Origin of the sequence: Novosphingobium kalidii, assembly GCF_040534015.1 — a bacterium.
Taxonomy (GTDB): Bacteria; Pseudomonadota; Alphaproteobacteria; order Sphingomonadales; family Sphingomonadaceae; genus Novosphingobium; species Novosphingobium kalidii.
The window spans coordinates 84,283-103,327 of the sequence record NZ_JBEWLY010000027.1; the positions used below are offsets into that span (position 1 = coordinate 84,283).

The following is a 19,045-nucleotide window of genomic DNA, read 5'->3' on the forward strand; positions in this document are numbered from 1 at the left end:
GGTCTTATATTCGCTCCATGGCATCTGCACCCGATCCCCGCTCGCTCCTTTATAGCCCCGGTCAGCTCACGCCCGACGAAGCACAGGCGCTCGCCGCCGAGACGCTGAAGGCGTGCGACGACGGTGAGCTCTACCTCCAGTTCATCGCTTCGGAGGCGTTCGGCTTCGACGATGGACGCCTGAAGACCTGCGACTATTCGCGCGACGCGGGCTTCGGACTTCGCGGCGTCTCGGGCGAGATGACCGGTTTCGCGCACGCCAACGACATCAGCGCCGCTGCTATTCGCCGCGCTGGTGAGACGTTGCGGCTGCTGGACCCCGCAAGGGGGGAGCGCCCTGCCCCGCCCCGTGCCAGCAACCGCCATCTCTACACCGACGCTTCGCCTCTCGACCTCGTGCCCTTCGCGGAAAAAGTGAAGCTGCTCGAGACCATCGATGCCGCCGCTCGCGCCCGCGATCCGCGCGTGGCGCAAGTTTCCTGCTCCCTAACCGGCAGCTGGTCCGTGGTGGAAATCGTGCGGCCCGACGGTTTTCTCGCAACGGACGTCCGCCCGCTGGTGCGCCTGAACGTCTCGATCGTGGCCGAGAGCAACGGCCGGCGCGAAACGGGTACTTTCGGAATGGGCGGTCGCTGGCTCTACGATGACTTGTTCGACCCGGCCCACTGGAACCGCGGCATCGACGCCGCGCTGAACCAGGCACTGACGAACCTGGAGAGCGTCGACGCCCCAGCCGGCGAAATGACGGTTGTGTGCGGCCCCGGCTGGCCAGGCGTCCTGCTGCATGAGGCAGTCGGCCATGGCCTCGAAGGGGACTTCAACCGCAAAGGAACAAGCGCCTTCTCCGGCCGCATCGGCGAACGCGTCGGCGCCCCGGGCGTGACGGTCGTCGACGACGGATCGATCCTGAACCGGCGTGGCTCGCTGTCGATCGATGACGAAGGCACGCCCACCCAGGAAACAGTTCTGATCGAGGATGGCATCCTCAAGGGCTATATGCAGGATCGGCTCAATGCCCGGCTTATGGGCGTGGAGGCCACTGGCAATGGCCGCCGGGAGAGCTATGGCCACGTACCGATGCCCCGCATGACCAATACGTTCATGCGCGGTGGTAACGACGACCCGGCCGAACTGCTCAGCCGGGTCAAGAACGGCATCTACGCCAAAAGCTTTGGCGGCGGGCAAGTCGACATTGTCTCAGGCAAGTTCGTGTTCTCTTGCACCGAGGCGTACAAGATCGAAAGCGGCAAGCTGGGCGCGCCGATCAAAGGCGCCACGCTCATCGGCGACGGGCCCTCGGTGCTGACGCGTGTGAAGGGTATCGGTAACGACATGGCACTGGACGAAGGCATCGGTGTTTGCGGCAAGGGCGGCCAAAGCGTACCTGCCGGCGTCGGCCAGCCAACCCTGCTTATCGAAGGCCTGACGGTCGGCGGAACAGCCTAAGGAACACGTTCTATTTCAGCTAGTTAACCAGTCAGCATGGGTTCATTGTCGTTGTGACATACTTACCCTCATAATGCGGAAGACAGAGGTTATTATGAAGAGGAACATCATGACCGCGGCAGCGCTCGCGGTAATGGCGACGGGGCTGGTCGCCAGTCCTGCGCTCGCGGCAAAGGAGAGACTCACCGGCGAAGCCAAGCTGGCCAAGCTGCTCGAAGGGCGCGAGGCCGGTAAACCGGTGAGCTGCATCTCCTCTTGGCAGGCCCGCGAAACGCGGGTGATCGACGGAACGGCCATCGTGTATCGAGTGGGAGGCACCTTATACGTGAACCGCCCCACGAATGCCGATATGCTGGACGATGACGACATCCTCGTCACCCGCCAGCATATCGGCCAGCTTTGCCGCCCAGACACAGTGCAGTTGCACGACAGAACCAGCTTCTTCTACAGCGGGTTCGTTGGGCTTCAGGACTTCGTGCCGTACCGCAAGGTTGCGTCGGCGAACTAACGCGTATGCTCCGGGGCGCCCTCGTACGTGCCGGAACATGGCCTCCCCGCTTTGCAGAACAGTACTGCGCCGATAGGGCGTGTCCCTTTCGGTCCTGCGCGTGGAGCATCGCCCCGGCGCCGAGTAGCCGCCTGGAGAATGCGATGGTAGCGAACCGCGGATATCAGTCTACCGGAACGAAGACGCGGCTTCGCTTGATCGACGCTGCCGCCGAACTGCTGGCGGAGGAAGGCTCCCCAGCGATCACGGCGCGGCGGGTGGCGGGTCATGCCGATCTGAAGCCGCAGCTGGTGCACTATTACTTCCGGTCTATGGAAGAGCTGGTGGTCACCGTGTTTCAGCGATCCTCGGCGATTTACTTTCGCCTGCACGATGAGGCGCTGAGTTCCCCGCGACCGCTTCAGGCACTCTGGGCGCTCAATTCGGCAGTGCCTGAGGCCAAGCGAATTCTGGAATTCGGCGCGCTTAGCAAGCAATATCCGCTGCTGCGCGAGGAGATGCGGAAGGCTGGCGCCAGCTTTCGGGCGCTGCAGATCGAAGCCATCGAGAAGGTCTACGCGCAGCGCGGCATCACGGCCCCCGACATCAGCGCGCCAGTGCTGGCGACATTGATGTCGGCCGCAGCGCGCTCCTTGGTCATCGAAAGTCAGGTCGGGCTCGACAAGGCACATGCAGAGACACGCGATTCGATTGTTCGATATCTCGCCCAGATAGAGGGCGGGGAAGTGCACACCCTCGACGTCTAACCCAAGGCGCCCGGCCTTGTGAGTTCGAGACGCCTTATGCTTGCGTAGGAGCTGCTTTGCGTGCCCACTGATGCCGAAAGCCGCGCAAGAATGCTCGCGCGAATCACGCTGGCAGTGCTTTACGCCGTCGCCGGTCTTGCCCACCTCCTCATACCAGGACCGTTCTTGTCGGTGACTCCGCGCTGGGTGCCGAGTCCGGAAGCAGTTATCGCGATCACCGGGCTGGCCGAGCTGGCCGGCGCGGCAGGACTGATCCAGACCAACTCGCTCCAGACACGGCGCTGGGCCGGGTGGGGGCTGGCCCTCTATGCCCTCTGCGTGTGGCCGGCCAACCTGCTGCACATGCAGATCGACATGGCCAAGCCCGACGGAGGACTGGGCTTGGCCTACCACATCCCGCGAATGCTGGCGCAGCCGCTAATCATCTGGTGGGCCCTTTGGGCGAGCGGTGCCATCGGCCGTTGCCGTCACGGCTGAAGACAGTTCGTCAGCAACGCTGGGGTCCGGTCCCGACCTTGCCTCCCTCCCGAGAGCAGGTATGGGAGCGCATGGCCACTCGGATAACTAAAGCCGCGCTCGCTATGACGCCGCTTGCGGTCGCTTGGCCCCCTGTCGCGATGGCTCAGAACACAGCTGTGCAGCCGATCACGGTCATCGGCCGCGGACTTCCAGACAGCCCGGCCACTCCAGCGTACGACACAACGGAGATCGGACGGGATACGATCGTGACCAGCGCCTCGGGACGAATCGAGGATGTGCTCGGGTCCGTCGCAGGCTTCACGCAATTCCGCCGCTCCGACAGTCGTTCGTCGAATCCCTCGGCCCAAGGAGTGACGCTACGGGCCCTCGGAGGCAATGCTTCGAGCCGCGCACTCGTGCTGCTCGACGGCGCGCCTGTCGCCAATCCCTTCTTCGGCTATATTCCATTTAGCGCCCTGTCGCCCGAGCGGCTGGCGCGGGTGCGGGTCACACGCGGCGGTGGTGCCGGCGCGTTTGGATCCGGCGCCGTCTCTGGCACGATAGAGCTGGAGAGCGGAGGGCCCGATACGCTCGGGCCTTTGCAGGCGAACCTGCTGGTCAGTCAGCGAGGCGAAACGCAGACCTCGCTCACCGTGGCGCCGCGCCTGGGGCAAGGCTTTGCGGTCGCCAGCGTCGCCTGGGATCGCGGGAAAGGCTTCTGGACCACGCCAGCCGACCAGCGCGTCCCTGCCAGCGTCCGTGCTGGCTATGAAAGCTGGTCAGGCGCGATCCGGGCCGTTGCGCCGCTGGATGATCTGACGGAAGTGCAGGCCTCTGTCCTGATCTACGACGACCAGCGCACTTTGCGTTTTGCGGGTGCCGATTCGAGCTCCAGCGGGCAGCAAGCGAGCTTGCGCCTGGTGGGCCGGGCAGATTGGGCATTCGACGTGCTGGGCTATGTCCAGGCGCAGGACTTCTCGAACGTGGTCATCAGCTCGAGCAGCTTCCGCAAGGTGCTTGACCAGGTGAAGACCCCAGCAAGCGGGTTCGGCGGCAAGATCGAGCTGCGCCCGCCGGTCGGCGGCTCCCATGTTCTGCGGGTCGGCGCCGATCTCAGGATTGCCGAGGGCGAGCTCTATGAAGAGCCGTTCAACGCCCGCACGGGCTTGCGCACGGCTGTCCGTCGAGCAGGCGGGCGCAACAGCGACGCAGGATTTTACATTGAGGATGACTGGACAATCGGCAGCGTTGTCCTGACGGCTGGGGCCCGGGCGGACCGCTGGCGCATGGCCGATGGCTTCTATCGTGAAATCGACGCTGCGGGCGCGCTCACCACCGATGCACGGTTCGTCAACCGGAGCGGCTGGGAGGCCAACTTCCGCGGCGGCGCGATCTGGCGCGCCAGCGAAGTGGTGGCGTTGCGCGCCGCCGCTTACACTGGTTTCCGGCAGCCAACGCTGAACGAACTGTACCGGCCGTTCGTGGTCTTTCCGGTGACGACGCAAGCTAACGCCGATCTCAAGAACGAACGGCTTGAGGGCTATGAAGTCGGTCTGGAGCTCACGCCGAGTACCGGTATCTCGTTCAGCATCACCGCATTCGATAACCGCCTGAAGGACGCGATTGCCAACGTTACGCTAACCCCTGTCCTGCGCGAACGGCAGAACGTGGATGCCGTTCATGCCCGAGGCCTGGAACTCGGTTCGAGTGTGCAGCTCGGGGCGGTCTCTTTCGACGGCGGCTTGTCCTGGACCGACTCCGAGGTGGAGGCGAGCGGCGCTTCCGTGGCGCTCGACGGGAATCGACCTGCACAAGTGCCAAAGCTCATGGCGAGCGGTACTCTGGCCTGGGCGCCTCGCCCGGGTTGGCGCGTTGCAGCCACACTACGCCACGTCGGTGCCCAGTTCGAAGACGATCAGGAAACCGACGTGTTGCCCGCCGCGACCACTTTCGATGGCTTCCTGCAAGTGCCGCTCACGACAGGCGTGAAGCTGGTCCTGCGCGGAGAGAACCTGTTCGACGAGCGGATCGTCACGCGCAACCAGTCTGGCTCGATCGATCTGGGCACGCCCCGCACGCTCTGGGCCGGTGTGCGCGCCGGCTTCCGCTAAGCGGGTAGCGGGGCGAAGCAGCACTGGCTAAGGCGAGAGAATGTCACGGCTGACCGTCAACGACCATCCTGTCGAGTTCGACATGGACCCGATGACGCCACTGCTGTGGGCGTTGCGAGATGCCGCGAACCTGACCGGCACGAAGTATGGCTGCGGCGTGGGCGATTGCGGCGCTTGCATGGTGCTGGTCGACGGCGAGGCCCTGCGCTCATGCCTGGTCAGCCTGGCCGAGTGCGAAGGGCGGATCGTCACCACGATCGAGGGACTCGCGCGCGATCGCTCTCACCCGGTTCAGCAGGCCATGGTGGCGGAGCAGGCGATCCAATGCGGTTTCTGCACGCCGGGGATGGTTATCGCCGCGGCCGCGCTGCTGGCTCGTAACTCCAACCCCACCGAAACCGAAATCAAGGGTGCGATTCCGAACCTGTGCCGCTGCGGCGTTTACCCGCGGCTTGTGCGCACAGTGCAGCGCGCAGGCCGCATCATGCGCCGCGAAGAGACGCTCAGCGCCGCGCCTGCGCCGGGAATCACCGCCGAGGACGCAGCGCGCGCCGTACCGGCGCTCAAGCCACCACAGCCCTGAGGAGACATGCGATGAAGGCAACGATCTGGCACAATCCAAATTGCGGCACGTCACGCAAGACGCTGGCGATCCTGCAGGACACGCCCGGTCTCGACGTGGAGGTGATCGAGTACCTCAAGGCGCCTCCCTCGGCCGAGAAGCTGGAGCAGCTCTATCGGGATGCTGGCCTGACGCCGCAGCAGGCCCTGCGCACCAGAGGCACCGACGCAGTTGAGCGTGGCTTGCCCGATGCGAGCGACGAAGCCGTTCTGGCTGCGATGGCCGCCCAGCCTCTCCTGATCGAACGCCCTCTGGTCGAGACGGAAAAAGGCGTCAGGTTGTGCCGTCCGCAGGATAAAGTACACGAGATCCTTTGACCCCCGCGACCTCGCATCCCTTGCAAACGATACGGTAATCTGCCACCGCCGCCCTTCGAAATTCCATGTCATCATATCCTGAGAGCCGCCGCCGCATGACCAGTTCAGAGCTTGCCCGCGAGGCGTTTCCCCAACGGATCAAGCGGCGGATCAAGCACTCGCTCGGGCCGTGGGGGGTCTTCATCGAGGGCTTTGTGCGCCATCCCGTGATGGTGGGCTCGATCATTCCCTCCTCGCGCTTCACCATCACCAAGATGCTCTCGCGCGTGAAGTGGGACGAGTGCAAAGTTTTCGTCGAGTACGGTCCCGGTGTCGGTACTTTCTGCCGCCCGGTGCTGGAGCGCCTGCCGCGCGACGGCGCGTTGATCGTGATCGACACCAATCCGCTCTACATCGACTATCTGCGCCGCACGATCACGGACAGCCGCTTCACCGCGGTGCTCGGCTCGGCAGCTGATGTCGAGGACATCGTGCGGGCCAATGGGCACGAGAAGGCAGACTATGTGTTGTCAGGCCTGCCCTTCTCCACTCTTCCGGAGGGTGTCGGCCCCGCTATCGCCGATGCGACGGCCCGCGTGATCCGTCCTGGCGGAGCCTTCCTTGTGTATCAGTTCTCGACCCGGGCGCGCGACTACATGGCGCGCCATTTCACCCGGATCGAAAAGGACTTCGAACCACTGAATGTCCTTCCATGCCACCTGTTCTGGGGCTGGAAGGACGAAGAAGAGGCCGCCTGACGCGCTCGGCCTGCGCCACACCCAGCTAGTTTTTACTCACACGGCCGTCATTCGAACGGCCGCTGCTCCTCCTCGGCAGTACGGCCGGCCAATTGGCCGTGCACGGCTCCCACGATCCCGACAAGATAGAGCGCCATCAGCGCATTGAGGCCGGAGGAGATGAGCGCGGTCGCAAGCTCGACTGTCCGGCTGCTTGCCATCATCTGCAAAGGTATGCCGAGGATCACGCTGACAATCGTCAGGATCACGAAGAAAGCCAGCAGGAATAACGCGTAGAAGCCGAACAGCCGCCACCCGTGGTCTGCGGTAAGCGCCCAGGAGCGACGCAATGCGCGGATCGGGTTGCGCTCTCCCTCGATCGCCACGACGGCTCCCGACAGCGAGACCCTAACAGCGATCGCAATCGTCAGCAGGACAATCAGGAACAGTCCGGCAACTGCGAGGGCTGCGGCGCCACTGAGAGCCAGAAGACTGAGGATCAGGCCGCCCACGACGCCGACCGCCAGAGCCACGACAATCTGTGCCGCAAGATACGTCGCCAGGCCGGCGGCGCCAAGGCGCAGCGCCTCACCCACAGTTGGGCTCGCCGCGTGCCTGAGCAGGCACAGAAGTCCCAGCGTACCTAGCGCCTGCGCCAGGATCAGCGGGATCATCGCCGGCAGGGTAGATAAGTAATAGGTCTGTGCCAGTTCCAGGATCTGCTGCTCGCTCATGCCGGCAGTAGGCTCCGGCTGCGGGAAGAACAGCGCGAGCGCAAGCTGCGGCAGCAAGAAGAACACGCCCGCTATGGCAAGCGAGGTGTCCCGATTGCGCGAGATACTGCGCGAGGCGTCCTTCCAGGCGCGATTGCTGTCGAGCTTCATCTTGAACTCCTGGTGGGTCGGTCCGTCCCCGTACGCCCCCCAGCCCCCGGAAGAAAGTCCCCCTTGATAACCGCAGCGATTGCGGCCACGCAGCGAGCCATGACGACTGCTCCCGCATATCTTCCGGGCGACATCGAGCTTCGCATCTCGGACCAGCCGGTCGCGTACCGCGAAGCACTGGCTGAGATGACCGCGCGCAACGCGGCAATCGCCGCAGGAGAGGCGCGCGAGCTGGTCTGGCTGCTTGAACACCCGCCGGTCTATACAGCGGGGACAAGTGCCGCCGCCGCCGAACTTCTCGATCCGCGCTTTGAAGTCGTCGAAGCCGGCCGGGGCGGCCGCTATACCTATCACGGACCAGGTCAACGCGTTGGCTATGTCCTCATCGACTTGCGCAAGCGCGCGCGCGACGCGCGCGGCTTCGTCCATGCCTTGGAAGGCTGGGTGATCGACACCTTGGCGGACTTCGGCATCCAGAGCTTCCGCAGTGAAGGGCGCATCGGCATCTGGACTCGCGACGTGGATGGACGCGAAGCGAAGATCGGAGCGATCGGCGTGCGGATCCGCAAGTGGGTGACGATGCACGGCTTTTCCGTGAACCTGAACCCGGACCTGTCACACTTCGCCGGCATCGTGCCCTGCGGCATCGAAGAGTTCGGCGTGACGAGCCTCGCCCGACTGGGCCGCACCATCGACGTGACCGAATGGGACCGCGCCCTTGTTGCGCGTGCGCCGGCCTTCCTGGCGGCGCTTGATCGGGCCTGCGCCAAGGAACCTGTCGAATGAAAATGCTGCGTGCGCTACCCTTGCTCCTCGCCCTGTCCGCCTGTGGAAGCCAGGAAAGCGAAGCGCCGGCCAAGGGCTCATCTTTCGGCGAAGTTCTGCCGGGTTCGGTCAGCGATGCGATGCTTCCCTACAACACGGCCTCTTCGGCGCCGCCGCTCGAAGCCGGGGAAGGCGCTTCATTCTCCGCCCCCGAAAAAGCGGCGGGCGACGCTCGGCCGGCGCCTCCAGAGGCCACCGACGCGAGCGAACCTGAGCCCGACGCAACTTGATATGGATGCGTAAGGCGAAGCCCTGCACTCAGAGCGCCTTTTCGTAGATCCGGTACTCGCGGTTGATTTTGCTGTCGATGGTGTCGGCGATGGCCACCATTCCCTGGTTATCCTCCAGGATCCAGCCGATCTCGCCCCGCTTCGCCCCATAGCGCGTCACTGCGGCCCGGCGGATGTATTCGATCATCATGAAAGCGAGTTGGCTCGCCAAGCGCGAGGATTGCAGCCGTTTGCGCACGCCCATCAGCGGCACGCGCATCTCGGCCGGGCGCGGTTTGCGCAGCCATAGCGCGAGCTTAATCCAGCCGAACAGCGAGGGCTTGCCGTTCCGCCCGTTCACACGCTGCTGCACCTTGTTGAGGTCGGGCAGCGTCATCATGAAGGCGACCGGCTCCCCTTCATATTCGGCGATGAGGATGAGGTCGGAGTGCACCAGCGGCTTCATCTTCTTGCCGGTGTGGGCGATCTCCCGCTCCGTGAAGGGAACGAAGCCCCAGTTATCCGACCAGGCATCGTTCAGGATGTCGCAGATGATTGCGGCATCTCTGGCAAATTCCCTGAGCACAACCTGGCGCACTCGGATCTTGGCGTTCTTTTCGCCCGACGACACGATTCGCTGCACCAACGGCGGAAACTCCTGCCGCACGTCCAGCTCGTATGTGTAGAGCCGCTTCGCCTGCGTGTAGCCGACGCCCTCGATCCACGACTGGTACACAGCGTCGTGATGAGCCATCATCACCATCGGCGCATGATCGTGGCCAAGCACTTGCAGTCCAGGCTCTTCCCATACGGACAAGTTCATTGGTGCCAGCACGCGAGTCATGCCCTGCTCGCGCAGCCAGGCCTCGGCGCGGGAGATGAGCGCATGCGCCGCCGCCTCGTCATCTGCCTCGATCGCGCCCCAGTTGCCGGTGCCCGGCCCCATGCCCTGCTCGACAGGCTGCTTGAGCGCGAGTTCGTCAATATGCGCCGAGATCCGTCCGACGACTTTACCCGCACGCCTCGCAAGGAACAACTGGACGCGGGCATGATCGAAGAAGGGGTTCCGGCCGGGTGTGAACTTCTCGATCTCTTCAGACCGCAGGTTTGCCACCCAGTTCGGGTTTGCGGCATTGCGTCGGTATGCATAGTCGACGAAGGCGGCGCGTCCGGCCTTGTCGGAAACGGCCTCGATGATTAGCTCACCATTGTTCTGCTGGGCGTCCGCCACGATGCTGCCTTTGTTCTGGTATAGTTAAGCTGCGAAAGCGCGAAGTGCGTTGCGCCCCGGCAGCTTGTCAAGGATGAGCTGCCAAGCCACAGCACCGAGCCCGCAATCGGGAGCGATTGTTCCCGGCAACACATACGGATACAAGCATGAGCCTGCACCAGTCGCTCTCTCCATCGGGCGTTTCTCAATCCGTCTCGCGGGTGAGCGCGCCGGCGCGCGTGGCGATCGCCGACGATAAGGAGATGCTGCGTGCCGCCGTCGAGCTGACGCGCGATATCGCCGTAGCCCGGCCTGCCATCTACTGGACGGACATGCTGGGCTCCGCCTTCCTCGGCTACGCCGCGCTGGCTGGAGCCATCGTCGCAAGCAGCCCTGCGCTGGCGGTCTTTTTCGGCCTTGTGTCGGCACTCGCGCTCTACCGTGCGATGCTGTTCATCCACGAACTGACGCACATCCACCGGAACGCTCTGCCGGGGTTCCGGCTGGGCTGGAACCTGCTCGTCGGCATACCGCTGCTGACGCCCTCGCTCATGTATGAGGGCGTTCACCAGTTGCACCATGCCCGCACCCGCTACGGCACTTCGGAAGACCCGGAATACCTGCCGCTGGCGCTGATGAAGCCTTGGTCGCTCCCGATTTTCCTCATCACCGCAATTCTCTTGCCGCCGGCTTTGCTGGTGCGCTCGGCCGTGCTGGTGCCGCTGGGGGCGGTGTTTCCGCCCTTGCGCAAACTGGTGTGGGAGCGCCTTTCCTCGCTCTCGATTAATCCCGCGTTTCGCCGCCGCCCCCCGGAAGGCGAGTTTGCCCGCATGGTGTTCTGGCAGGAGCTGGGCGCCAGCATCTGGGCTCTCGCACTTGTCGCTTCGAGCTTCGCCTTCGGCTGGCGTCCGCTGGTGATCGCCCTTGCCGTCGTATCCGTGGCGGCGGTGCTGAACCAGTTGCGCACGCTTGTCGCGCATCTGTGGGAGAATGAGGGCGAGGCCATGACGGTGACGGCTCAGTACCTCGACTCGGTCAACGTACCTCCTCCGGGTCCGGTTCCGGCGCTCTGGGCTCCCGTGGGTCTGCGCTACCACGCGCTGCACCATCTCCTGCCAAGCATGCCCTACCATTCTCTCGCCGAGGCTCACCGACGGCTCACCACGCACTTCGGTACCGAGGGAACATACGCAAAAGCGCACCATCCCGGATTGCTGCCGCTGGTCGGCCGGATCGCACGCAGCACCATGCGCGTGCGATAAGGACAGCCCCTTCGCGCCAACTCTGCCGGTGCGCTACTCTTCGGTTCGGACGAGTACCGTCTCGCCGATCAAGGCAAAGAGCAGAAAGGGCGCCCAAGCGGCGATGAAGGGCGGGTAGCCGCCGAAGTTGCCTACCGCCAGCGCTGCGTTGTCGAGCACGAAATAAGCAAAACCCAGCGCCATTCCGATCACCGCGCGGATGAGCAGCTGGCCAGAACGCGCCAGCCCAAAAGCAGCGACTGCCCCGAGCAGCGGCATCAACGCAGCCGAAAGCGGCCCGGAGATTTTGTGCCACCAGGCAGCCTCCAGCTCACTGGTGCGCCGGCCGGCCACCTTCAAGGCATCGATGGACGCCGAAAGTTCAAGCAATCCCTGCGCATCCGCGTCAACACCGGAGATCGCAACGCGCTCCGGCGAGATGCCTTGCGCGACGATAGCCGAAGCCGGCTGGTTCGATGTCACAGCCTGGGCATCGAATCTGGTGGGCTCTTCCAGCCGCCATCCGGGATGAGCGTAAGTGGCGTAAGGAGCGCGCAACTGCTCCACGATCATGCCGTCCTCGTCACGGCGATAGTAGGTGACCTGCTCCATCACCATCGCTGTGCCCGTGCCGCTCACGGCTCCGGCCAGCAGGATATCTCGCCCCTCGGCCAAGTACACGTTGGTACGCCCGCCCGCAGATCGAGGAATGGCTCCATAATCCACCGCCGACCAAGCGTTCAGCGCAGAAGTGGCGCGCGTCACGACACGCTCGTTGAACAGGAAGCTGACACCCGCAATCGCCAGGGCAGCCGCGATGAGCGGCGCGAGAATCTGGTGAGCGGAGAGGCCGGCCGCCTTCATCGAGATCACTTCACTGTTCTGGTTCAGTGTCGCGAGAGTGATGATCGTAGCCAGCAGCACCGAGTATGGCAGAAAACGCGCGATCAGCTGCGGTATGCGCAGCGACACGTATGTGAGCAACTGCGCCTGTCCGTTGCCGGGGTAGGCGAGAATTTTACCGCTCTCACCCAGCAGGTCGAGCATCTGCAGCACGAGCACGAGCATGAACAGCACCGCGACGATCCGGGTGATGAACAAACGCGCGAGGTAAATCGTCAGCGTGCGCGAAGGGAAGAACTCGAAATGCACGTCAGAGAGTCTCGCTCGTGTTTTCGCCGAGTGCGGGAAGGACCGGCCCTCGGCGGCGGCGGCGCAGGAGTGACTTGAGCTTCTTCATGACGTTCTCTGCGCCCTTCTCAAGCCATCCGATCGCTTGTCCGCCCGGAACGTACGCGACTCGATAATACATCCATAGGATCAATGCCGCGACGGCAGTAAACGGGCCCCAGAGGCCAAGCACGGGATTAATCCGGCCAAGGGAAGCGACATCAGCGGCGTACTGGTTCACCTTGTGGTACGCCACCACGAGCACGATAGACACGAACAGCCCAAGCGAAGAGGTGGAGCGCTTGGGCGGGATCGCCAGTGCGACCGCGAGGAGCGGCAAAAGCAACATCATCACCACTTCGACCATGCGATAGTTGAAGTTCGCCTGGCTAGCGACGCGTTCTGCCTTCGGGAGTTCCTTGTTCCACCCGATGCGCAGCAATTCCGGCAGGAGATATTCGCGCCGATCGTCCTCGGCACCCCGCGTGCGGAAACGTTCGATGGCGGGTAAATCGATCGGCAGATCGTGGCGAGTAAATGTGAGGATGCGTGGCTGGGCGCCGGGCATATCCTGAATGATCTGCCCTTCAGACAGACGCAGAATGATCGTGTCGGGCTGCTCTTCAAGGGCCAGGAAAGTGCCCTCTCGCGCCGAGATGGATAGGACCTGCCCCTTCTCGTTGGCAACGCGGGCAAAGATGCCGATAAGCCGCCGTCCGTCGTCGCGGCTTTCCTCGATCCGAAGCGCGACGCGGTCCTTCAGCGTGGTGAACTCGCCAACCTTGATCGCCGCACCGAGCGCACCAGACTTCAGCTCGTATTCCAGCTGCTCATAATAGTAGCGCGCAAGCGGCTGCAGATAGCCGACGATCGCGAAGTTCAGCAGAGCGAGGCTGATCGCGATGATATAGGGCACGCGCAGAAGTCGCGTGTAGCTGAGACCGACGGCGCGCATGACGTCGAGTTCGCTCGAAGTGGCGAGCTTCCGAAACGCGAGCAGGATGCCCAGCATAAGGCCGAGCGGGATTGCCAAGCTCGCATATTCCGGCAGCAGATTCGCGAGCATCTTGAAGACGATGCCTACAGGACCGCCTTGAGTTGCGACGAAGTCGAACAGCCGCAGCATCTTGTCCAGCATGAGCAGAGACGCCGCGAGAATGAAGATGCCGATCATCGGCATCAGCACCAAGCGAAAGATGTAGCGGTCTATGGCGCTGATGAATGTCACAAAATTGGAGTCACCGGAGGCTGGCTGTCCGCCTTAACCGCAAGCTGCCACTGGCGGAAGGGCAGAATCTACTCCCAGACGTTAGCTGCCCCGAGGAGCGTTGACATGTGGCACAGCGGCGACGGATGACATAGCGTCCTCTGCCGTCGGCTTCGACGGAAGCTCGCACTCACGTTAGTTTCGGCTGTGTGCGGGGGCGCAAGGGCAAACTGCTGCGGTCGGCGCGCAGTCTTAGGCGCCATCCTTCAACCCAGGCAGCGGAGAGTCAGGCCTTCTCCAACGTACACTGCAGAGGGTGTTGGTTCTGACGCGCGAAGTCCATCACCTGGTTTACTTTGGTTTCGGCGATTTCGTACGGGAAGATGCCGCAGACACCGACGCCTTTCTGGTGAACGTGGAGCATCACCCTGGTCGCCTGCTCCAGATCCATGTGGAAGACGCGCTTCAGCACCAGCACGACGAACTCCATCGGCGTGTAGTCGTCGTTGAGCATTAGGACTTTGAACTGGCTCGGCTTCTTGGGCTTCGCGCGGGTTTTCGTGGCGATGCCGACCTGACCATCATCGCCCGGCGGGCGGCCGCCCCCGGTTCCGTCGTCATCCCCGTCATCGGCCGCGCGGAGCGAGCTGAGGGGGGCAGATTTAAAACTGGCGCGATGAGGAATCATGGACTGAGAATATCGTAAGCCTCAAGCCATCTTCAAGATGGCGCGACGGGCATCGTCGTACCTGAAGCACAAAAGGGCCGGGCCTTTCGGCCCGGCCTAACGTGTTAGCGTGGAAACGAACCAGCGATCAAACGGTAGCGGAAGGCGTCGCGGTCTGACGCGCCTTTTCAACCGCCAGGCTCACGCGACCGGAGATCGGCGCCATCGCGTCGCTCATGAGCTTCAGCATGGCTTCGCTGTTCTTCGAACCGTACGCGACGGCCGTATCGAAGTTCTTGCGAACCATGTCGCTCTGGATCTTGAAGAAGTCGGTCGGAGACTTGGCAGCTGCCAGTTCCTTGACGTCCGTCGTCATCGCCTCGAACGCGGTCCGGCTCTCGGCGACGAGCGAACTACCCATTTCCTGGCAACCATCGGCGAAGATCTTGCCGGATTCGATCACCGCTTCAACGTTGCCCTTTGTGAAGTCACCGACTTCACCGAGTACATTGGTGCTCTTTTCAAAAGCTTCCTTTGCCTTCGCCTGAGCTTCGCTCATCACGCCCTGAAAACCGTTGAAGTTGGAGCTCATGTCCATGGTTGCATCCTTAAAGCTGAAAACTGATTGAGAAACGGCGGATTTGGTATTCGGATCGTGTGATTTCGGAGTGTCGCGGCTCGCCAGGGCAGTCATTGAACCTTGAGGCACCGCTGTTTCGGCAGCCGAAGCGGCGGCCTCGTCTACTGCGATCGCTGCGCTCACCAGCCCCGTCTCAACCGGCGGCTTGGCCTCGGCGGGTGTCGCAGTGGTCCGACCCTTACGAGCTTTGCGTTCGCGCTGCGACACTACGGCGCTGTTAACAGCAGGCTGCTCGCGCTGCTTAGATGGCGCCTTCTCAGGTGCGACGACTTCACTGTCTGCAGACGATTCAAGCGCGGGAGAGAAGTCCGCGGACTTGCCTTCAGTGCTGGCAACTGAAGGTGGCGGCACCTCGGTCACGGTAGCGCTCGCAACTGCAGCGAGTGACACCTCACCCTCTGGAGCTGTCGCCGGCTTCTCCACCGGCGGTGCAGGTCGTGAACCTTCCGACAGAAAGGCTGCCTTGCGACGCACCGCACGCTTACCAGACTCTGAAGCAGGTCCGTTCGCCTGACGGGCTAGCCCATTCGAACCGTCGTTATTGGTCTCGTTGTCAGCCATTAAACAGGGGTCCCGCGATCAACCTTCTACGAAGAACGCCATTTCGGAGTTCCGGTTGCAGCTGCGAAAAAAGATCCGGCGTCATGCTGCACTGCAACAATAGGGATGCGGAGCGCGGAGTCAACTGATCTACGTTGCATCGCAACATTAGCAGCCAGCGGCTGGTCGAACGCAGAGGGCGGCCTGCCGCCCAGTGTCAGCGCGTGGCCACGTAACGCCCCGGTGCATCTTCGATCACGGCATCGCCGCGCCCGCCCGGCTTCCGCCTGCCTCGCACCGGCACGGATGTCTCATCCAGCGATTCGAGCCACCCTCTCCAGTGTGGCCACCAGCTGCCGGGGTGCTCCTGTGCGCCAGCAATGAAGCTGTCCAGCGAGTCGGGCTCTCCGGAGTTGGTCCAGAACTGATACTTTTTGGCATGCGGGGGGTTCACCACCCCTGCGATATGGCCAGAGCCTGCCAGCACAAATGTCCAGGGCCCGCTCAAGTGACGTGTCAGCTTCCAGACACTCTTCGCCGGCGCGATGTGATCTTCCCGCCCCGCTTGAATATAGCAGGGGGTCGCGATCCGCCGCAGGTCGATCGGGACCCCGCAGACCTGCAGAGCGCCCGGCTCCACCAGCCGGTTGTCGCGGTACAAGTCCCGCAAGTAAGCGCAATGCCAGCGCGCCGGAAGGTTGGTGACGTCCCCGTTCCAGTGGAGCAGGTCAAAAGCGGGATGCTCTTCACCCTGCAGGTAGTTCTTCTCTACATAGCTCCAGATGAGATCATTGCCGCGCAGCACGTTGAAGGCGGCTGCCAGATACCGTCCATCAACGATGCCATCGGATGAGAGCTGCGCAAGCGCTTCAATCTGGTGATCATCGATGAAGTTCTTGAGATCGCCCGCCTCTTCGAAATCGACTTGCGCGGTGAAGAAAGTCGCGCTGGCGACTTTATCGGCCTCTCCTCTGCTGGCCAGCAACGCCAGCGTGGCAGCAAGCGTGGTACCCGCGACGCAGTAGCCGATGGTATGCACCGACGGAACGTCCAGCCGCGCACGCACATGGTCGATCGCATCGGTCTGCGCCTGAACGTAATCGTCCCACTGCAAGTCCGCCATGGTGGCATCAGCGGATTTCCAGGAGACCATGAAAACCGTGATCCCCTGCTCGACAGCCCAGCGCACGAAGCTCTTCTTCGGAGCAAGATCGAGGATGTAGAAGCGGTTGATCCACGGTGGGAAGATCACCAGCGGGGTCTTAAGCACTTTGTCCGTGGTCGGCGTGTACTGGATCAGCTGGAACAGCGGGGTCTCATAGACCACCTTGCCCGGCGTCACCGCGATGTTCTCACCCAGCTTGAAGGCAGTTGGGCTGGTGTGGGTAAGCTGCCCGCGGCGCAAGTCCGCCAGCAAGTTCTCCATGCCCTTCACCAGGCTTTCGCCGCGAGTCTCCAGCGCTTTCTCGATGGCGACGGGATTGGTCAGGGGGAAGTTGGCCGGGCTGAGGCCATCGATCAGGGCCTTCGTAGCGAACACGAGCTGGCGCTTCTTGGCCGCATCCAGCCCCTCCAGATTCTCAGCCATGGCGAGCACCTGCTCCGACAAGAGCAAGTAGAGCTGATGAACCATCGCGAAGTACGGCTGACGCCGCCAACTCGGATCCGCAAACCGCTTGTCGCTGCGAGGAAGCTGCGGTTCGCTTCCCTCAGTTCCCGGGTTTTGCGCCGGATTTTGGCCAATGCCGAATTGCCCCAGCACGGCATTGGTCAACGCGAGCCCCTCCTCCCAGAACTTTTGCTGGACCTCCGGGTTGGCGAGCGGCAGCTGACGCAGCACCGTTTCGGTCATCTGGCCCCACTGGAAGGGATCCATCAAAGGCGAGGCCGCACTGACCCTGGCCATCTGATCGACCTGGAATTCGGCCCACATAGCTTGCAGGCGCGCGGCGCTCTCAGCCCAATCCCCACTCTCCCTCTCGCTCTCGGCCACAGACGCATCGGACTGCGGCAGCATCTGGCCAAACAGCGCCAGCGCACCCTGCGCCTGCGCCATCAGCAGCTCAGCGAAAAGATCGGTCGTCTTGTCTGTGGGTCCCACCTTGCTGGGCATCGGCCTGCAATCTCCTTCGTGGCAGATCCTAAGTGCTTATCGTCAAGCGCTCTGTCGAGTCCCTTCGCCGCGTTCGACACGCGAAACGTGCGATCAGGGATTTGCTGGGCGAGCTGTAATCCCCTACAGGGCGCTGGCGGCGCCGGTGCCGCTTTAAGGAAGCCAAGAGGTCATGGAAGACGAGTTCTACCGCATCAAGCGACTGCCGCCTTACGTCATCGCCGAAGTCAACGCGATGCGGCATGCAGCACGTCAGGCGGGCAAGGACATCATCGACCTAGGCATGGGCAACCCCGATCTGCCGCCGCCGCAGCACGTTATCGATAAGCTTTGCGAAGTCGCGCAGAAGGCGAGCGCGCACGGCTACTCGCAATCGAAGGGCATTCCCGGGCTGCGTCGCGCGCAGGCGAAGTACTATGCCAACCGCTTTGGAGTTGAAGTCGATCCCGAGCGCGAGGTGGTGGTGACCATGGGCTCCAAGGAGGGCCTCGCCAGCCTTGCTACCGCGATCACGGCGCCGGGCGACGTCGTGCTCGCACCCAATCCGAGCTATCCGATCCACACATTCGGCTTCATCATCGCCGGAGCGACGATCCGCTCCGTACCGACCACGCCTGACGAAGACTACTGGCGCTCGCTCGACCGCGCGATGGCATTCACGGTGCCCCGGCCTTCGATCCTGGTCGTGAACTATCCGTCGAACCCGACTGCGGAGACGGTGGACCTGGCTTTTTACGAGCGGCTGGTCGCCTGGGCGAAAGAGAACAAAGTCTGGGTCCTGTCGGACCTCGCGTATTCCGAGCTTTACTACGACGGCAATCCCACTCGATCGATCCTCGAAGTTCCCGGCGCCAAGGACGTCGCGGTCGAGTTCACCTCCATGTCGAAGACCTACTCGATGGCCGGTTGGCGCATGGGCTTCGCGGTGGGCAACCAGAAGCTTATCGCGGCCATGACGCGGGTGAAGAGCTACCTTGATTACGGGGCTTTTACTCCGATTCAGGCAGCGGCCTGTGCGGCCTTGAACGGGCCGCAGGACATCGTAGAGAAGAACCGGCAGCTGTATCAGAAGCGCCGCGACGTAATGGTCGAGGCATTCGGCCGCGCCGGCTGGGATATCCCGCCACCCAAGGCCTCAATGTTCGCGTGGGCTCCGCTGCCGCCAGCCTTGCGCGAAATGGGAAGCCTGGAGTTCTCGAAGGAATTGCTCACCCATGCCGACGTCGCGGTCGCGCCGGGTGTGGGCTACGGCGAGGACGGCGAAGGCTTCGTGCGGATCGCCATGGTCGAGAACGAGCAGCGCCTGCGCCAGGCGGCGCGTAACATCAGGCGTTACCTGACCTCCAAAGGTATCAATACCCCGGCAAGCTAAGCACCAGCAGATTACCTGTAAGAAGATTTACCTAGTTCCCTGA

The 19,045-nt window shown here is 63.1% G+C and carries 19 protein-coding genes; 12 read left to right on the top strand and 7 right to left on the bottom strand.

Features of this window, described 5'->3' with window-relative positions; genetic code table 11:
* Positions 1–17: 17 nt before the first annotated feature.
* The 8 genes from tldD to ABVV53_RS16760 all read left to right on the top strand — a co-directional run bounded on the left by tldD (position 18) and on the right by ABVV53_RS16760 (position 6,945).
* Positions 18–1,445, top strand: a complete 1,428-nt coding sequence (tldD, locus tag ABVV53_RS16725; RefSeq protein ID WP_353985571.1) for a metalloprotease TldD — start codon at positions 18–20, stop codon at positions 1,443–1,445.
* Positions 1,446–1,554: 109 nt separating this feature from the next.
* A complete protein-coding gene (locus ABVV53_RS16730) occupies positions 1,555–1,953 on the top strand; it encodes a hypothetical protein (protein ID WP_353985572.1) in 399 nt (132 codons plus the stop codon).
* Between the two features lie 143 nt (positions 1,954–2,096).
* A complete protein-coding gene (locus ABVV53_RS16735; protein ID WP_353985573.1) occupies positions 2,097–2,699 on the top strand; it encodes a TetR/AcrR family transcriptional regulator in 603 nt (200 codons plus the stop codon).
* Positions 2,700–2,789: 90 nt separating this feature from the next.
* Complete coding sequence (locus ABVV53_RS16740; protein WP_353985670.1) at positions 2,790–3,176, top strand: DoxX family protein; 387 nt, start codon at positions 2,790–2,792, stop codon at positions 3,174–3,176.
* A 104-nt stretch (positions 3,177–3,280) separates the two neighbouring features.
* Positions 3,281–5,269 (top strand): TonB-dependent receptor, encoded by a 1,989-nt coding sequence (locus ABVV53_RS16745; protein ID WP_353985574.1) that lies wholly within the window; start codon positions 3,281–3,283, stop codon positions 5,267–5,269.
* A 40-nt stretch (positions 5,270–5,309) separates the two neighbouring features.
* Positions 5,310–5,852, top strand: a complete 543-nt coding sequence (locus ABVV53_RS16750) for a (2Fe-2S)-binding protein (protein WP_353985575.1) — start codon at positions 5,310–5,312, stop codon at positions 5,850–5,852.
* An 11-nt stretch (positions 5,853–5,863) separates the two neighbouring features.
* A complete protein-coding gene (locus ABVV53_RS16755) occupies positions 5,864–6,208 on the top strand; it encodes an arsenate reductase family protein (RefSeq protein WP_353985576.1) in 345 nt (114 codons plus the stop codon).
* A gap of 95 nt (positions 6,209–6,303) precedes the next feature.
* Positions 6,304–6,945, top strand: coding sequence for a class I SAM-dependent methyltransferase (locus ABVV53_RS16760; RefSeq protein ID WP_353985671.1), 642 nt, complete (start codon positions 6,304–6,306; stop codon positions 6,943–6,945).
* Between the two features lie 47 nt (positions 6,946–6,992).
* On the opposite strand, the gene ABVV53_RS16765 is transcribed toward ABVV53_RS16760, so the two are convergent.
* Positions 6,993–7,808, bottom strand: coding sequence for a DUF7847 domain-containing protein (locus tag ABVV53_RS16765; protein WP_353985577.1), 816 nt, complete (start codon positions 7,806–7,808; stop codon positions 6,993–6,995).
* A 99-nt stretch (positions 7,809–7,907) separates the two neighbouring features.
* On the opposite strand from ABVV53_RS16765, the gene lipB reads away from it, so the two are divergent.
* Both lipB and ABVV53_RS16775 read left to right on the top strand, forming a co-directional pair.
* Positions 7,908–8,594: a lipoyl(octanoyl) transferase LipB gene (gene lipB, locus ABVV53_RS16770; RefSeq protein WP_353985578.1), complete on the top strand. Its 687-nt coding sequence runs from the start codon at positions 7,908–7,910 to the stop codon at positions 8,592–8,594.
* Positions 8,591–8,863 carry a hypothetical protein gene (locus ABVV53_RS16775; RefSeq protein WP_353985579.1) on the top strand — a complete coding sequence of 91 codons (273 nt, stop codon included), beginning with the start codon at positions 8,591–8,593 and terminating at the stop codon, positions 8,861–8,863. Before lipB ends, ABVV53_RS16775 begins: the two co-directional genes overlap by 4 nt.
* Before the next feature lie 28 nt (positions 8,864–8,891).
* On the opposite strand, the gene ABVV53_RS16780 is transcribed toward ABVV53_RS16775, so the two are convergent.
* Positions 8,892–10,073: an N-acetyltransferase gene (locus tag ABVV53_RS16780; RefSeq protein ID WP_353985580.1), complete on the bottom strand. Its 1,182-nt coding sequence runs from the start codon at positions 10,071–10,073 to the stop codon at positions 8,892–8,894.
* 146 nt (positions 10,074–10,219) lie between these two features.
* Between ABVV53_RS16780 and ABVV53_RS16785 the strand changes: the two genes are divergently transcribed.
* A complete protein-coding gene (locus ABVV53_RS16785; protein WP_353985581.1) occupies positions 10,220–11,314 on the top strand; it encodes a fatty acid desaturase family protein in 1,095 nt (364 codons plus the stop codon).
* A 33-nt stretch (positions 11,315–11,347) separates the two neighbouring features.
* Here ABVV53_RS16785 and lptG read toward each other — a convergent pair whose 3' ends face one another.
* The 5 genes from lptG to ABVV53_RS16810 form a co-directional block, all read right to left on the bottom strand.
* The gene (gene lptG / locus ABVV53_RS16790; protein ID WP_353985582.1) at positions 11,348–12,445 is read right to left on the bottom strand and encodes an LPS export ABC transporter permease LptG; all 1,098 of its coding nucleotides are present in this window, start codon (positions 12,443–12,445) and stop codon (positions 11,348–11,350) included.
* Between the two features lies 1 nt (position 12,446).
* On the bottom strand, positions 12,447–13,691 hold the full coding sequence (gene lptF, locus ABVV53_RS16795) for an LPS export ABC transporter permease LptF (protein ID WP_353985583.1): 1,245 nt from the start codon (positions 13,689–13,691) through the stop codon (positions 12,447–12,449).
* A 265-nt stretch (positions 13,692–13,956) separates the two neighbouring features.
* A complete protein-coding gene (gene clpS, locus ABVV53_RS16800; protein ID WP_353985584.1) occupies positions 13,957–14,358 on the bottom strand; it encodes an ATP-dependent Clp protease adapter ClpS in 402 nt (133 codons plus the stop codon).
* A gap of 127 nt (positions 14,359–14,485) precedes the next feature.
* Positions 14,486–15,538 (bottom strand): phasin family protein, encoded by a 1,053-nt coding sequence (locus tag ABVV53_RS16805; protein WP_353985585.1) that lies wholly within the window; start codon positions 15,536–15,538, stop codon positions 14,486–14,488.
* 196 nt (positions 15,539–15,734) lie between these two features.
* Positions 15,735–17,630, bottom strand: coding sequence for a PHA/PHB synthase family protein (locus ABVV53_RS16810; RefSeq protein ID WP_353985586.1), 1,896 nt, complete (start codon positions 17,628–17,630; stop codon positions 15,735–15,737).
* Between the two features lie 172 nt (positions 17,631–17,802).
* On the opposite strand from ABVV53_RS16810, the gene ABVV53_RS16815 reads away from it, so the two are divergent.
* Positions 17,803–19,002, top strand: a complete 1,200-nt coding sequence (locus ABVV53_RS16815; protein WP_353985587.1) for an LL-diaminopimelate aminotransferase — start codon at positions 17,803–17,805, stop codon at positions 19,000–19,002.
* Positions 19,003–19,045 lie beyond the last annotated feature (43 nt).